The organism is Sulfuricurvum sp. (genome assembly GCF_041651515.1).
Classification (GTDB): domain Bacteria; phylum Campylobacterota; class Campylobacteria; order Campylobacterales; family Sulfurimonadaceae; genus Sulfuricurvum.
The window spans coordinates 81,391-96,506 of sequence record NZ_JBAZJF010000007.1; the positions used below are offsets into that span (position 1 = coordinate 81,391).

At 46.9% G+C, this 15,116-nt stretch carries 17 protein-coding genes; 7 read left to right on the forward strand and 10 right to left on the reverse strand.

Going from position 1 to position 15,116, the window contains the following annotated elements:
• Positions 1 to 4 precede the first annotated feature (4 nt).
• Positions 5 to 1,603: a single-stranded-DNA-specific exonuclease RecJ gene (recJ, locus tag WC407_RS12130; protein ID WP_373022927.1), complete on the reverse strand. Its 1,599-nt coding sequence runs from the start codon at positions 1,601 to 1,603 to the stop codon at positions 5 to 7.
• On the reverse strand, positions 1,587 to 3,215 hold the full coding sequence (locus WC407_RS12135; protein ID WP_373022928.1) for a CTP synthase: 1,629 nt from the start codon (positions 3,213 to 3,215) through the stop codon (positions 1,587 to 1,589). Before WC407_RS12135 ends, recJ begins: the two co-directional genes overlap by 17 nt.
• Positions 3,216 to 3,446: 231 nt before the next feature.
• On the opposite strand from WC407_RS12135, the gene WC407_RS12140 reads away from it, so the two are divergent.
• On the forward strand, positions 3,447 to 5,057 hold the full coding sequence (locus WC407_RS12140; protein WP_373022929.1) for a cation:proton antiporter: 1,611 nt from the start codon (positions 3,447 to 3,449) through the stop codon (positions 5,055 to 5,057).
• Here the strand turns inward: WC407_RS12140 and WC407_RS12145 are convergent.
• From WC407_RS12145 to secG, 4 genes are read right to left on the reverse strand one after another with little or no spacing between them, the layout of a single operon-like run.
• Positions 5,052 to 5,360 carry a hypothetical protein gene (locus WC407_RS12145; RefSeq protein ID WP_373022930.1) on the reverse strand — a complete coding sequence of 103 codons (309 nt, stop codon included), beginning with the start codon at positions 5,358 to 5,360 and terminating at the stop codon, positions 5,052 to 5,054. The genes WC407_RS12140 and WC407_RS12145 overlap by 6 nt on opposite strands.
• Complete coding sequence (pyrE, locus tag WC407_RS12150) at positions 5,360 to 5,968, reverse strand: orotate phosphoribosyltransferase (RefSeq protein ID WP_373022931.1); 609 nt, start codon at positions 5,966 to 5,968, stop codon at positions 5,360 to 5,362. The genes WC407_RS12145 and pyrE overlap by 1 nt, the downstream gene beginning before the upstream one ends.
• A gap of 5 nt (positions 5,969 to 5,973) precedes the next feature.
• On the reverse strand, positions 5,974 to 6,531 hold the full coding sequence (gene frr, locus WC407_RS12155; RefSeq protein WP_373022932.1) for a ribosome recycling factor: 558 nt from the start codon (positions 6,529 to 6,531) through the stop codon (positions 5,974 to 5,976).
• 16 nt (positions 6,532 to 6,547) lie between these two features.
• Complete coding sequence (gene secG / locus WC407_RS12160; RefSeq protein ID WP_373022933.1) at positions 6,548 to 6,865, reverse strand: preprotein translocase subunit SecG; 318 nt, start codon at positions 6,863 to 6,865, stop codon at positions 6,548 to 6,550.
• A gap of 145 nt (positions 6,866 to 7,010) precedes the next feature.
• Here secG and WC407_RS12165 point away from each other — a divergent pair, with 145 nt between their 5' ends.
• From WC407_RS12165 to WC407_RS12185, 5 genes are all read left to right on the forward strand, one after another.
• Positions 7,011 to 7,940, forward strand: coding sequence for a metal ABC transporter substrate-binding protein (locus WC407_RS12165; RefSeq protein WP_373022934.1), 930 nt, complete (start codon positions 7,011 to 7,013; stop codon positions 7,938 to 7,940).
• Positions 7,931 to 8,692 carry a metal ABC transporter ATP-binding protein gene (locus WC407_RS12170; RefSeq protein WP_373022935.1) on the forward strand — a complete coding sequence of 254 codons (762 nt, stop codon included), beginning with the start codon at positions 7,931 to 7,933 and terminating at the stop codon, positions 8,690 to 8,692. The genes WC407_RS12165 and WC407_RS12170 overlap by 10 nt, the downstream gene beginning before the upstream one ends.
• A 12-nt stretch (positions 8,693 to 8,704) precedes the next feature.
• Positions 8,705 to 9,499, forward strand: coding sequence for a metal ABC transporter permease (locus WC407_RS12175; RefSeq protein WP_373022943.1), 795 nt, complete (start codon positions 8,705 to 8,707; stop codon positions 9,497 to 9,499).
• Complete coding sequence (locus WC407_RS12180) at positions 9,496 to 10,182, forward strand: methyltransferase domain-containing protein (protein WP_373022936.1); 687 nt, start codon at positions 9,496 to 9,498, stop codon at positions 10,180 to 10,182. The genes WC407_RS12175 and WC407_RS12180 overlap by 4 nt, the downstream gene beginning before the upstream one ends.
• Positions 10,183 to 10,255: 73 nt before the next feature.
• The gene (locus WC407_RS12185; protein ID WP_373022937.1) at positions 10,256 to 10,738 is read left to right on the forward strand and encodes a hypothetical protein; all 483 of its coding nucleotides are present in this window, start codon (positions 10,256 to 10,258) and stop codon (positions 10,736 to 10,738) included.
• An 11-nt stretch (positions 10,739 to 10,749) separates the two neighbouring features.
• Here the strand turns inward: WC407_RS12185 and WC407_RS12190 are convergent, their stop codons facing one another.
• Positions 10,750 to 12,003, reverse strand: coding sequence for a leucine-rich repeat-containing protein kinase family protein (locus tag WC407_RS12190; RefSeq protein WP_373022938.1), 1,254 nt, complete (start codon positions 12,001 to 12,003; stop codon positions 10,750 to 10,752).
• A gap of 95 nt (positions 12,004 to 12,098) precedes the next feature.
• On the opposite strand from WC407_RS12190, the gene WC407_RS12195 reads away from it, so the two are divergent.
• Positions 12,099 to 12,473, forward strand: a complete 375-nt coding sequence (locus WC407_RS12195) for a hypothetical protein (protein ID WP_373022939.1) — start codon at positions 12,099 to 12,101, stop codon at positions 12,471 to 12,473.
• 9 nt (positions 12,474 to 12,482) lie between these two features.
• On the opposite strand, the gene WC407_RS12200 is transcribed toward WC407_RS12195, so the two are convergent.
• The 3 genes from WC407_RS12200 to WC407_RS12210 are packed head-to-tail and all read right to left on the reverse strand — an operon-like array spanning position 12,483 to position 14,804.
• Positions 12,483 to 13,688, reverse strand: coding sequence for a TIGR03862 family flavoprotein (locus WC407_RS12200; protein WP_373022940.1), 1,206 nt, complete (start codon positions 13,686 to 13,688; stop codon positions 12,483 to 12,485).
• On the reverse strand, positions 13,685 to 14,113 hold the full coding sequence (locus WC407_RS12205; RefSeq protein WP_373022941.1) for a thiamine-phosphate pyrophosphorylase: 429 nt from the start codon (positions 14,111 to 14,113) through the stop codon (positions 13,685 to 13,687). The genes WC407_RS12200 and WC407_RS12205 overlap by 4 nt, the downstream gene beginning before the upstream one ends.
• The gene (locus tag WC407_RS12210) at positions 14,097 to 14,804 is read right to left on the reverse strand and encodes a Bax inhibitor-1/YccA family protein (protein WP_373022942.1); all 708 of its coding nucleotides are present in this window, start codon (positions 14,802 to 14,804) and stop codon (positions 14,097 to 14,099) included. The genes WC407_RS12205 and WC407_RS12210 overlap by 17 nt, the downstream gene beginning before the upstream one ends.
• Positions 14,805 to 15,116 lie beyond the last annotated feature (312 nt).

Consider the following 15,116-nt stretch of genomic DNA (forward strand, 5'->3'; position numbering starts at 1 on the left):
ACCTCTATATAAATAAACGTTCAACCATCAATTGTAGCGAAATTTTACCGTTAAATTCATTTTTATTGACGGTATAACTGCAACTTAAACGCTTACTCTCAGGAGCTTCAAGAACACGCCGAAAGGCGATCAGTTCTAATGTCTTGGGATGAGTGGGGCGTGGACGGAGTTCCAAGCGGCTGTGGGAGCGGTCTTGTCCGAAAAGTTTGACACTTACGACCTCTGCATCACGCAGTAAAAAGCGCGGTCGAGGGTTGCCTTCTCCGTAGGGTTCGTAATGTTCCAGCAGGTTTAAAAGGTCAAAATTAATGGCATGATGGTCGAGTTCACCTAGAATATCACTCTGGGGGATAAAATCGTCGGGATGGAGTTTTGCCGCTTCTGCAGTGATTCCCTTACGAAATGAATCGACGTGTTCACTGCTCATTGAGAGTCCTGCTGCCATTTTGTGTCCGCCGAATTTTGTGAGGAAGTGCTCTTGGGATTTGATGAGGCTGTAGAGATCGACATTCCCGATACTTCGTCCGCTCCCTTTGGCGATACCGTTATGGATACTGAGCACCACTGCGGGTTTTTGGAAATGGTTTACGAGGCGTGATGCGACAATTCCTACAACCCCCTCATTCCATCCCTCACCTGCAACGACAATGACAGGGCCTTCGGTTTGAACCTGTGCGAGTGCTTGTTCGGTAGTTTGCGCTTCGGTCTCTTTTCGCAGGGTGTTGAGTGCGGTGAGGAGTTCGAATTGGTGATAGGCTTTTGCCGTTGTATCGGCGGTTAAAAATTCCAAAGCGATTGATGCATCTTCAAGCCGGCCGGCAGAGTTGATCCGGGGGGCGATTTGAAATGCGATGTCCTCAGAGGTTATAGAAGAGCGTCCCAATACATCGCGGATGATGACAAAAGGGGCGAGGGACGAGTTTTGCATCATCGCCATCCCCGATTTGACGATACCTCGATTAATCCCTACCAAGGGCATTACATCGGCGATGATCGCAAGGGCTAAAAACGGAAAAAACTGACGCATATCGGTAGTGAGATTAAGCTCTTGTTTGAGTAGCCCCATCAACAGCCATCCTACTTGGGCACCGCAAATCTCTTTAAACGGGTAGGGGCAATCGCTTTGTTTGGGATTGACGATGGCGTACGCGTCGGGGAGCGTATCGGAGGGGGTATGGTGATCGGTGATGATCAGATCAATGCCTCGGCTTTTACATACGTCGGCCGCTTCTATCGCATTAATCCCGTTATCAACGGTAAAGACGACGTGAGCATCAAGTCGTTCTAAAACGCCGCGTGAAACTCCATACCCATCGGTAAATCGGTTGGGGATAGTGGTCGTCAGAGGGTAGGGGATGAGGTCGAAGAATCGTTTAACCAGTGCGGTGGAGGTGACGCCATCCACATCGTAATCCCCTACAAGGGCGATTTTTTCACCGTTTCGGATCGCAAGTGCAAGCCGTTCAGCCGCTTTTTTGGCATCTTTTAGAAGAGAGGGGTGGGGGATTTCGGAGAGTTTTTCCCCCTGCGCCTCGAACCGGCGCGCTAAGCATTCACTCAAGGTTTCATGAGTGAGAAGGGGTACTTCAGGCGGGATTCGCATGGTTATAAGTCGCTTGAACAAAGGCCAAAATCGACGGATTCGGGCTTTGGAGGCGTGAGGTGAACTCCGGATGAAATTGGACACCCAAGAACCACGGATGAGCTGGAATTTCGACCGCTTCGATAAGTCCGTTGGATTCTCCGGTTACGATCATTCCGGCATTTTCCAGCGCTTCACGATAGGTCGGATTGGCTTCATATCGGTGACGGTGACGTTCAAAAATGAGTTTTTGATCAGCGTATGCGGCGCGGAGGTTAGACCCCTCTTTGGTTTCGCACGGATATTCACCCAAACGGAGTGTTCCTCCCATCGGCGAATGGTGGGTTCTTAGTTGCGTCTCACCCGATTGGTCGATGAAATTATCGATCAAATAGATCATAGGATGGGTCGTTGTCGGGTTAAACTCGATCGAATTGGCATCGGTATATCCTAAGACATTACGGGCGTATTCGACGATTGAGAGCTGCATCCCCAGACAAATTCCCAAATAAGGGAGTTTGTTTTCTCGGGCATATTTGATCGCTTCAATTTTTCCCTCCACGCCACGGTTACCGAATCCTCCGGCAACAAGTACCGAATCACAATCACGTAACAACGCTTCAGCACCCTGAGATTCGATCTTTTCACTGTCAACCCAGTGGATATGGACGCGGGTATCGAGGTGCGCTCCCGAGTGGATAAGGGCTTCGATAAGGGATTTGTACGACTCTTTGAGCTCCAAATATTTACCGACGAATGCAAGAGTAACACGGTGTTTTGGGGAGACGATTTTTTTGACCAGTGAGTCCCATCGCTCCATATCGGGTTTAAGATCACCTAAACTCAGCTCTTTTGCGATCGGGGTAAGGATGTTTTGTTGTAAAAAGCTCAACGGAACGGCATAGATGGTTTGCTCGTCCATTGCTTCGATGATGCTGTCCGCACTTACGTCACATGCAAGGGCAAGTTTTTTCTTGAACGTTTTAGGGAGCTGCTCTTCGCTTCGGGCGATAATCATCTGCGGGGTGATACCGATACGGCGAAGCTCTTGGACGGAGTGTTGAGTCGGTTTACTTTTGTGCTCGCCCGCAGCTTTAATGAATGGGATAAGGGTGACATGGATAAAAAAAGTCCCCTCCACTTCATCGTCATGCTTCATCATACGGATCGCTTCCATGAACGGCAACCCTTCGATGTCTCCGACTGTACCGCCGAGCTCAACGACGAGAATTTCGTGCCCTTCACCCGCTTTTTTGATACGATCGACGATTTCACCAACGATATGAGGAACAACTTGAATCGTTTGCCCTAAATATCCGCCGGTTCGCTCACGTTCGATAACGCTGCTGTATACCTGTCCGGTGGTAAAGTTGCTGGTACGTAAAAAAGAGGCATCAAGGAACCGCTCATAGTTACCGATATCCAAATCGGTCTCTGCACCGTCTTTGGTGACAAATACTTCACCGTGTTCCAACGGGCTCATTGTCCCCGGATCGACGTTGATATAGGGGTCGATTTTGAGCATCCCGACCTCTTTGCCGGCGTGTTTGAGAAGTGCGCCGATACTGGCTGCCGTGATCCCTTTACCGAGTGAGCTTAGAACGCCGCCGGTCACAAAAATATACTTAGTCATGGTGATTCCTTGATCGTTCGGGTTTAAAGATGGAATTAAACGGCTCTGTTTGATCCAAAGTGTTGGCAAAGTACCGTTCTTCTTAAGGAACGTATTATATACTTAAGAGACTTATAAATAGCTACTCACATACAAAAAAATCGGATGCAAATATGCATGGGTACACCGCCGAGGTGAACCAAGCGTTAGCGTAGCCAATCGGGATGAATTCCGATGGCGTTAAGGAAGTAAATGGAATCGACACTTTATTACGTCACGATGGCACTGGGTATGTCGATCATTGTGAATCTTTTTCTAAAACGGCTCGGAATCTCTCAGATCATCGGGTATATTTTAACCGGGGTAATGGTCGCCTACTTATTTGATCTACGCCATATGGCCGATTCGCATGTATTGGAACAGGCAGCTGAATTCGGAGTGGTCTTTTTGATGTTTACGATCGGTTTGGAGGTTTCGCTCCAGCGGCTGGCGATGATGAAAATCGATGTATTCATGAACGGCTTTTTGCAGGTTATCCTTTCAGCGGCTATCTTTTTTGCTTTGTCCCGCGTCGTTTTCGGACTTAATTTAGAGACGTCCCTTATCACCGCGATGGCATTATCGCTCTCTTCTACAGCGGTCGTATTGACCTATCTCAAATCGACCAAAGATATCCATCGCCCCTACGGTCAGCGCTCGATGGGAATTTTAATTTTTCAAGACATTGCGGTTATCCCTATCTTGCTATTGATTGGATTTTTAAGCTCCGATGGGGGAAGCATCAACGATGTATTGATCCAAACCGCGATCAGTGCCGTGATGATTGCAGGGTTGTTGTTCGTTGTCGGTAAGCGGCTGATGACATGGCTGCTGCACTTTTCATCGAATTCTCAAGTCGATGAATTTTTCATGGGTTCCGTTTTGGTCATTGTAGTTGGGGCATCTTTGCTGGCAAATGCATTCGGATTTACTTACTCACTCGGGGCTTTTATCGCAGGGATGATTATCGCCGAGACCAAGTATCACCATAAAGTCGAAGCCGACATTGCGCCGTTTAAAGATCTTTTATTGGGGACGTTTTTCGTCACCGTAGGGATGAAAATTGATTTGGCTTTTTTTGGAGAACATTTTCTTAGTATATTAATGGTTTTAGCCGGGATATTGCTGATCAAGGCGGCGGTTATATTTTGGGTTATCCGTCTCTCTTCAAAAGGGAAAATCGCATTTAAAACGTCATTGGCCCTCTCTCAGGTGGGGGAGTTTTCGTTTGCTATTTTTGCGTTAGCGAGCAATCAAAAGATTCTTGACGACCAATTGGTGCAGATGTTAGTGCTAACAGTGGTTCTGTCAATTATGATTACTCCGCTGATCCTCGCCAATATTCCACGCATCAGCGCACTCCTTTTTAAAGACCCCGGAGTCACTGAGGACTTTAGTATGCTTTCCAAACATGCCAACCATGTTGTCGTCTGCGGATACAGTGTCGTCGGGAAGTTCGTAGCTAAAGAGCTTCGTCTCCGTGGTATCGAGTATATTGTCATCGATAATAACTATCGTCACGTTCAAGAGGCACTTGCCGAGGGGGAAGAGGCATATTACGGAGATATGGCTAAATATCAGATTTTAGAAAAGCTTCATGTGGAGAGCGCCATAAGTGTCATTGTCACCCTCGATAATCTGGAGAAGAAACGATTGGTTTGCGAGAGTGTCCTCCACTATTATCCGGAGGTAAAAGTGGTGGTTAAAGTGATCAGTTTAGAGGAGAAAGAGGCATTGATTGATCTGCCGATAGCGGTTGCCGTGGATGGAAAAAAAGAGGTTGCAAGCCGCCTCGTCGGAGAAGCGATGCAATGTCGATTATGATTCTTTAGGCTGTTCGCGCACAAGCCACTGAAGATAGTTGATGGACCAATCCAAATCCAAATAGGCCTCTTCGATCTCTGCTACCGGAACTTCCATATGTCCTCGTAACTCTTTTATCCGTTGTTTAAGATATTGAGCCATAGAGTAATAGGTGTTGAGGGAGGTATCATCTTGAGCTTTGATGATCAGATCTTCGAGGGTCTCGATGAGGGGTTTTTCATTCGGGAAAATATTCCCCGATTTACGAAGGGTACGTTGCACCCTCTGGAGGTGCGCCATATCAAGTTTAAATTTTTCCGACATTAGTTGCCTCGTGATCCGGGTTTAATCGCTTCAGAACCGTTTGCACACAAGGGGCAATTATCCGGTGCGTACATCTCGAAATCGAAATCGGCTAAGGCGAAAAGAGGTTTGTCTTCCGGTAAAGCACAATTTACTTTACGTTCCAAAGCACTGCCGCTGCGTTTGCAGAATCCACGGTTCGCAAGTGCGGCAAATCCGACCACAACGCCACCGAGTGCTTCGATCGCTTTCGCCGCTTCCATTGCAGAGCCGCCGGTGGTGATGATATCTTCACAGATGAGAACTCTCTCACCTGCACTGATCTCAAAGCCACGGCGGATTTGCATCTCACCGTTTACCCGCTCTGCAAAAATCGAACGTTTATCCAGTGCGGTTGCGAGGGCAAAGCCCGCGATCAAACCGCCCAGTGCCGGAGCGCATACGGTATCGATTTGAATTCCGCTTGCTTGAATGTTAGCCGCCAGCGCATCGGCGAGAAGCTTTGCCGTGCGAGGTTGTTCCAACACTTTTGCCGATTGAAGATAATACGCAGAGTGATTGCCCGAACTGAGTTTAAAATGCCCTTCGAGCATTGCACTTGCATCGAGATAGATTTGTTTGATATCCATCGCAATTATACCGTCAGGATATCTTGCTCTTTATTTTTGAGCAATTCTTCGATTTTGGCAATAAATTTATCGGTGATTTTTTGAACTTGATCTTGACCCGATTTTGACTCATCGGTCGTAATCAATTTGTCTTTTTCAAGCACTTTGATTTTATCGTTTGCTTTTTTGCGGTCGTTACGTACCGCTACTTTTGCATCTTCCGCCATACCGCGTGCTTTTTTAGCGGTATCTTGACGCTGATCTACGGTCATCGCAGGGAAGAACAATTTGATTTCGGTTCCGTTGTTATTCGGATTAACCCCGATGTCCGCTTTCATAATCGCTTTTTCGATAACGGAGAGCATCGACTTATCCCACGGAGAGATGGTGATAGTGGTTGCATCGGTTGCGAGGACGCTTGCCGCTTGATCGATGGGAGTCAGTGAACCGTAGTTATCGACACGAACATTATCCAAGATTTTAGTGGTGACACGTCCGGTGCGGAGTGTGCGGAAGTTGCTGAGAAGATGCTCGCAGCTCCCTTGCATTTTTTCTTCACAAAATTGATACACTTCGTTTAGCATGAATAACCCCTTTGCTTTATTTAGTGGTGTTGGTATCGTTTACGATATTGATCGTCGGAGCAACAACATCGGTTTTTTCGACCATCGCGTCGATGACCGAGGCATTTTTTTGCTGAGCATAAAAGTAACCCAATGCGATGGTATTGACCACGAAAATAAATCCGAGGAAAAAGGTTACTTTGGCCAAGAACGTCCCCGGCCCTTTAGCACCGAAAACCGATTCGTTCGAACCGCTGTATGCCCCTAGACCGATGCTGGAGCTTTTTTGAAGAAGTACTGCGATGGTGATCATTACCACGAGTACGATTTGCACGATGAGCAGAATACCTGTCATGTTAATCCTTGATTGTTAAAAAAGTTCGCGATTATAGCATAATGTTAGTGAAAGGGCACTGCGTCGTTCGCTATTTGAGTTCTCCATCCGCCCATTGCTTTAAAGTATTTAGACTAAAATACGGTTTTTAGAGAAGGAAACTATAATGTGTACCAAATGTCCGATACGAAAAAGAATTGTCCTGATTATTGCGATCATCATCACTTTTTTCTCGGTGTTGACCATCCTTTTGTCCGATTCGGATGAGCAGGATGTCCAAAGCAGCACAAAACCGGTTATCTCGGTCAGTACCTATACCCTTTATGAAGCGGCACATGCTATAGCCGCAGATACGCTGGATATTCGCTCTATAATCCCCTTAGGAAGCGACGCCCATATGTTCTCCCCGAACCCTATGCAGGTGGCGGAGATTTCCCGCTCCGCGTTGTTTGTTTACAACGGTGCCGGATTCGAGACATGGGCAGAGTCGCTAAAACCCACCCTTCCCAAGAGTACGCATGTTATTGATATGAGCACCCATGTAGCTTTGCTGAAAACCAAAGAGGGTGCCCCAGATCCCCATTATTGGCTCGATATCGACAATATGATCCGTATGACCCAGACCCTTGAAGCCGAATTTATACGTCTCTCTCCCTCAAACGAGCCGTTATACATAAAAAATGCCACCGCCTATATCGCGATGCTTCAAAAGCTAAAAACGGATTATGCGGCAGAATTAAAAACGTGTCGTAGCCGCACCCTCGTATCCAATCACAATGCGTTTGGCTATCTTGCCCACGCCAACCATTTTGACAATATCTCTATCATTGGCCTCTCTTCGGATGCTCAGCCGAGCGCACAGATCATTGCCCGTGTTATCTCCTTGGTCAAAGAGCATGCGATTAAGACGATCTTTTTTGAAGAGTTGATCAACGATAACGTCGCCCAAACAATCGCCAAAGAGAGCGGTGCACACGCAGAGTCTTTGCAGCCGCTCGAAAATATCAGCGAAGATGAGTTAAAATCGCATCAAACTTACGAGTCGATTATGCGCCATAATTTAGCCAAATTGACCCAAGCGATGGAGTGTCGTTGAAATTTGCCCCGAGTCTCTTTGAAGTCCGTGATCTGAATTTCACCCGAGGGGGGAACGAAATTCTAAAATCGGTCAATCTCTCTATTTTAGAAGGGGAGTATTGTGCCATCATCGGACCCAACGGCGGAGGGAAAACGACACTGATCCGCTTATTGATGGGGTTGGAAAAGCCCACCTCCGGATCGATCAAACTTTTCGGTACCGAGCAGAATAAATTTCGCGCATGGAACCGAATCGGTTATGTCCCTCAACGCTCCGCCCTCGTCGACGCGACGTTTCCCGCTACCGTACGCGAAGTGGTTGCGATGGGACGATACGCCGGACGGGGAATTTTGGGTTTCGAGACGAGTGAAGATGCCGAAGCAATCGAGGAATCGATGGAGCAGATGGGGGTAAGCGATCTGCGCGACCGTCTGATCGGACATCTCTCGGGAGGACAGCGTCAGCGGGTGATGATTGCCCGTGCGTTGGCATCGCATCCGCAGGTCTTGATCGTGGATGAACCCAATACGGGGGTCGATGTGGAATCCCAGCACCGTTTTTACGAGCTGTTGCGCCTTTTGAACAAAACCAAGCGGATTGCTATCCTTTTCATTACCCACGATGTCGGGGTGATCGCCGAGGATATCTCCAAACTCTTTTTCGTCAATCAAACACTCCTCCTTTCCCAAACACCCCAACAAATGCTGCGATGCGATCAGATGAGCCGTTTATACGGAACCCCTGCCCATCTTGTCAGCCATAACCATTAGGAGCCGCTTGTGATGGAGATGTTACATTACCCGTTTATGCAGCGCGCTTTTGTCGCCGGATTGATGATCGCCCTTTTGGCGGCGATGAGCGGATCGTTTATCGTTCTGCGCCGCTATTCGCTCCTCAGCGAGACCCTCGCCCACGTCTCCCTTGTCGGAGTCTCTGTGGGGCTTCTCTTCGGCCTTAGCCCTTTATGGATGGCGGTTGCCGCGTCGCTCATCGCTTCATGGCTTATCGAGTATCTGCGCAGTGTCCACGGGATGTACTCCGATTCGATTCTGGCGATCTTTCTCTCTGGCTCACTTGCTTTGGCGATTGTGATCGTTTCTCTCTCTGGCTCGTTCAATGCGTCGCTATTCAGCTACCTTTTCGGCTCGATCCTCTCGGTCAGCAATGAAGATTTGATGATCATGGCCTTTTTCGGCTCCATTGCGATGGGGCTGCTGATCCTTTTTTTCAAAGAACTTTACTTTATCGCCTTTGATGAAGAGGTGGCGCGGGCGAGCGGTATCCGCGTCGCAATACTCAATTTTATGCTGGTGAGCATTATCGCGATCATCATTGCCCTCTCGATCCGAGTAGTCGGGACATTGCTTATCGGCGCCTTGATGGTGATCCCCCCTGTTGCCGCTATCCGTTTTGGAATGGGCTTTTTTAGGACTACCCTTCTCTCTATCGCCATCGCGCTGATTTGTGTTGTCCTTGGATTGAGCGCCTCTTTCTTTTTCTCCCTCCCCAGTGGTGCGGCGATCGTGTTGTGTCTCCTCGCCGTCTTTATTATTGCATTGGTTGTGAACCGTCGATGAGCAGTGCGTGCCATGAATTTTCCCGTTATGCCGCTGAATACGGGAGCCGCAATGTCATCCAGCGCCTCGTTGCGGATAAACTGATTTCCTCTACTCCCGACCAGCCGAAGCGTATTTTGGACTTGGGATGCGGAAACGGAACCCTTTTCTCTTTGATAGATTGGGAGATGGAGTGTTTTGTCGGGGTCGACTTTTCCGCTTCCATGCTCTCCCATCACCCCTTATTCCCCAACGTCGAGTTGATCTTGGGGGATTTCAACGACCCTGCACTTTTTGAAAAACTAAGAGATAAGCACTTTGATCGTATATACTCGGCTTCAGCATTGCAGTGGGCGGAGGATTTGGAGGGAGTTTTAAAATCGCTTATTTCGTTAAATACGCCGATGTCATTGGCGATCTTCACCGCAGGGACGTTTAAAACCTTGCATGAATGTGCGGGAGTCACTCCGTTGCTTCGCAGCAGTGATGAGGTGATCTCTCTCGCCGAAAAACATTTGGATGGCCGTTTTGAGGTATTGCATTACACTTTGGAGTTTGATTCGGTGCGGGAGATGTTCCGCTACATCAAACGCAGCGGGGTAAGTGGTGGGCGCAGAGTTCTCGATTTCGCGCAGACAAAACGGTTGATGGAAACTTATCCGTTGAACTATCTTGAATTTGAGGTTGTGTTTATTACGACGTAGTTCTATTTGATTTGCATATTTTTTGATAATATGTAAAGATATTCAAGTTAAGAATTAATTGATAAGGAAAAATATGCAAAATATGGAAACTTTCAATTATCATGTAGGCTATATATTCGCACAATTACAGCGTGAATTTCCAAGAAGAGTACAATTAAGTCCAGTTGATTTGATAGGTGCAGAAGAATGTAATGAAACTGTCAATGCTTATGGAGAATATACTTGTAAATATAAAAAAAATGGAAAAATTGAATATTTAAAAGATGAGCTGGATGTAGCATTTGATACTATAAGATGGTTATATGACACGGAGTATTTGATTGGTTCAGTAACAGCGTCTTCTATGTCATCATATGTTACATTGAGTCCAAAAGCTCTTGAACTTCTGAAAACTGTACCAAGTTCACTGGCTATAGAAGGTGCTAAAAAAACTATAGGTGATGAGCTTGAAGAGGCATTTAAAACTGCTGCCAAAGAACAAATATCGGATGTGGCAAAACGAGCACTTTCAACTTTGTTTTCACTTGGATGGAGTGCAATAAATTCAAATAGTTAGAATTAATTAAACTAAAACTCCATCTCCGAAAAAAGCGGTCTCTTGACTACATTTTCATTCATACATTGTTCTCTCAATTTTTCTAGTCTCTCGTAAATAGCTCCCTCTTTGGTAACGCACAGCGAGAGCATATCCTCGATGAGGCATCCGAACGCCCGCACTTCGATTTTCTCTAATTCTTTTTGATGCGGTTTGTAAAAGCTTGCCGCTCCGAAATCTCCCAGATAGCAGTGCTCATCGTCGTTGATAAGGATGTTGTGAGCGTAGAGATCGCCGTGCATCACTCCGCGCGAATGCAGATGAGCGCTCGCGGAGGCAATTCCTTTGGCCACTGCTCGGATCGTCTCTAGGCTAAATTCGCTCCCTTCTTCGAAGGTGTCGCGCGTGCAGGTCTCAAAATCGGGGGGAAGACCGAGGTTTCGGTAGGTATCGGGGATATATTCCAGCAGTAGCCCCAACTGTTCATCCCCCTCTATCTTCGCCAGTACTTTGATGAGGTTCGGATGTTCCCCCACGCTCATGCAGGCATTCATCTCATCATGCGCATAACCGTCGCTCGTGATCGCCCCTTTAAAGAGTTTGAGCGCCACTTCTTCTTCGTGCACCCTTGAATAGGCCTTGAAAATATCCCCCGAAGCACCGGAACCCAGCTTCTCTTTTACTTCCAATGTCTCATATTCAATCTCTCGAAGAGTGAACTTTTGATCTCCGCTGCACGGATTCCCCGAAAAGGCGAGCCATGAGAGTTTGGGGAGTTTCATGAGCCACGAGGGGAGTACTTCGAGGCGGTTTGCTGAGAGGCGGAGGAGTTCTAGATTTCGGCACGCTGCCATCTCGTCGGGGAGTCTCTCTATTTGGTTGCCGGCAAGGGGAAATTTTTGGAGTTTGTGCAGTTTGCCGATGGAGCGGGGGAGGGTTTTGAGTCGGTTGTCGGTCAAGATCAGCCAGTTGATATCCAGCGGGAGGATATCTTCGTCAAACGTCTCTATCCGGTTCCCTTTAAAGCCTAACATCGTGAGATTGTCACACCCACTAAAAGAGGGGAGTGCGACAAAACGGTTATAGGAAAAAAAAGCGATTCGCAGTTTGGTGAGTCTGCTGATATCGTGCGGGAGGGAGGTGAGGGCGTTATGGCTCAAATCCAAAATCTCCAAAGTATCGGCAAGATCGAATATCTCTTCGGGAAATGAGGTGAGGTTTTCGCTGAGAGTAAGCCGTGTTACCCCTTTGAGTTCGCCTGCGCGCAGTTGTGCCAACGTTTGCATAATGCCCTTTTTGGATTAATACCGGAATTTTACCAATATTTGATCCCAAAGCGTTATACTATCCGTTAATATAGAATTTCAAATAGGAGTGTATGATGTTGGGGATCGAAAAATACGATAATCTAAAAGAGGTTATCCCTAATTTACTTCCCGTCCTTCGAGATGCGATTCAGTCCGAATTTTTGGAAATCAAAAAAATCAATAAAGAGTGTGAGAAATACATCGCATCGTGCGACAATTTTCCCGAACTTACAAAAGCCGAATACGTGATCTTCTCTCAGCATATAAAAAAGAATGAGCACAAGTATGAGATGTTTGTTTTTATCGATGGTGCCGGAAATGTGGTTCGTCATATTACCGGAGCGGAAATGGAGCTTTACGGTCTCCTTGATTCATGTGCCAATTTGCATGTCTCTGAAGAATATGTTGAAGAACAAATTCATTGTCACGATGGCGAATGCCGTCATTGATTTATTCGATCAGCCAAGGATTTTCAAAACACCCTTAGCCGCAAATACTCCGCTGGCAAACGAGGCGGTTAACAGATAACCCCCCGTCGGCGCATCCCAATCGAGCATTTCGCCCGCACAAAAAACATTCGGCAGGGTGTGAAGCATCAGATCACTATTCATGGACTCACGCATGACCCCTCCGGCGGTACTAATGGCTTCATCGATGGGCTGCATTCCGGTGAGGCGGAGGGGGAATTTTTTAACACGTGCCGCAACAGCGATCGGATCATTCCATTTGTTTTTGCTCAATAGCTCGCGGATAAGTGCCCCCTTTACCCCATCCAATCCCGCTTTACGCCAGATATTATCGGTAGATTGCTTAGAGACTGAGGTGAGCCGTGATACCAAGTCAGCTTCAGCGATATGAGGCAAGAGGTCTAAATAGAGTATTGCCGTGCCGTGCGCGGTCACTTCCTCACGAAGCGGACGCGATAACGCATAAACCAGTCCCCCCTCGATACCGTACGTGCTCAAAACGGCTTCGGAAGAGCTGCTCTCCTCTTTAGGGATTCCAACCCAGCCCGATATATTTTTTAACGGTTTTCCTAAATAGGGCTGCATGAACGTAGACCATGTTGCTTTGAACCCGCAGTTGGAGGGCAACAAAGGATTGATTTTTACTCCCTTAGCTGTCAAAATATCGACCCATGTTCCATCCGAACCCAAGCTGGCCCAGCTTCCGCCGCCCAAAGCCAAAATGGTTGCATCGGCTGTTGCGACGGTTTCACCCTCCGTACAGGTAAATCGTAAAGAGCCCTCATCGGTGAATCCCTGCCAATAATGGCGACAATGGACACGAACCCCCCGCTTTTTCAACGAAGAGAGCCAGCGTCGTAACAGCGGTGCCGCCTTCATCTCGGTGGGGAAAATCCGTCCCGATGTCCCGACGAACGAATCCACCCCCAAGCTCTCCATCCATGTTCTAATCATAGTGGCATCAAATGTGTTAATCATAGGCTTTAGCCACTCTGGTTGATCATAGCGGCGGATAAAATCATTTAGCGGCTCATTGTGGGTAATATTAAGTCCCCCTTTGCCTGCCATGAGAAACTTTCTCCCTACCGAGGGTTTGGCGTCATAAATATCGACACTCATCCCTGCCGCAGACAAAACATCCGCTGCCATTAGCCCGGCCGGTCCCGCTCCGATGATAATGATGTGTTTGGGATTCAACGACTCTCGTTACCGAGGTATAGGACATTTTTCTTTTCTAATGTATAGAGTTCATAGCGGATGGTTTTAAATTGCTCGCTCAAACTCGGCTCTACTATTTTGTAAAGCTCTTCCAACACGCGTGAAGATTCTTGGGCTCTTTTATAGTTTGCTATTATTATAGAAAGGAGATCGGTTCGGTTCATCTCGCTTTGCATGGTAGGACGGAGTACATCATTGACACTGTCACGTGAGGCGAGGAGTGCTTCGAGGGGTTCGATACGACAGAGGTGGCGGAGATTTTTGAGCGAAGTGGAGCGTTCCTTGTCATTGTGAACATAGCGCGCTATATCCTCAATCACACGGATACCCTCTTTGAGTCTATTAAGATTGGCATCCACCACCCGGAGCAGTTCCGGGGGGAGAGAGTTACTCGTCACGGCCACCAAAAATTCCGAAGAGTTGGAGCAAGGTAATGAAAAGGTTAAAGAAATCAAGATAAAGGGCAATTGCGCCGTCCATCGGCGTTTCGTATGCCCCACGGATAACATTTTGAGTATCGATCAACACCATTATGCTGATAACGAGCAAGAAAACCGCTTGAATAGCCACATAAATCATTGGACTTTTCAAGAAAAAGACATTAATTAATGAAAACGCCATAATAATGAAAAAGGCAATTACGATCGGTTTGGTCCAAGTTGTGAAATCTTTCGCACTTTTAATAGCGAAAAAGCTTAGACCACCGAACAATGCTGCCGTCATGAAAAATGCGTTTCCAACCAATCCTGCACCGCCGGAGAGGTGAAGAACATGACTGATAAGAGGAGTAATGATAACGCCGCTTGCAAAGGTAAAGGCGAACAAGCCGATCATGTTAATTCCCGGTTTGTTTTTGATCATTTGCAGACCGAACATACCAAAGAGCATCCATGGAATAGCAATCCACCAATAATTAGCAGCAACGATACCGGCAAATGGCATCCCTACGTAAGCACCTACCCCTCCTGCCAACATAGATGCGGCAAATAATTTATAGGTTTCTCTAACAAATGAAACGATCTGCGCTTCGTCTCTTTGCGCGGTTTCATAACCAAACGCACCTTGGCGTGCGTATTCGCGATCATATAAAGCCATAGCTTCTTCCTTAATATGGATATTTATAAATGGGATTATACAGTAGTTCTATTAACCGTTTATTGTGTATTGAGGATAATGTATCTGTATAAAGAAGGATAAATGAGTAATTTAGTTACAAAAAAGAGGGTAAAAAACGAGAAATTATTTTCTTATAGAAGATTTCACATAATTCTCTTCAAAACCTCTTGACATCCATTACATTTTCCCCTATAATTCCCGTCCACAAACGATGAGACGCCTTGAGTTAAGGCATTGAGTTTGAGTTTGCGATCATTGAAAACTAAGTAGGTTTAGCGGTTTTGGGCGATG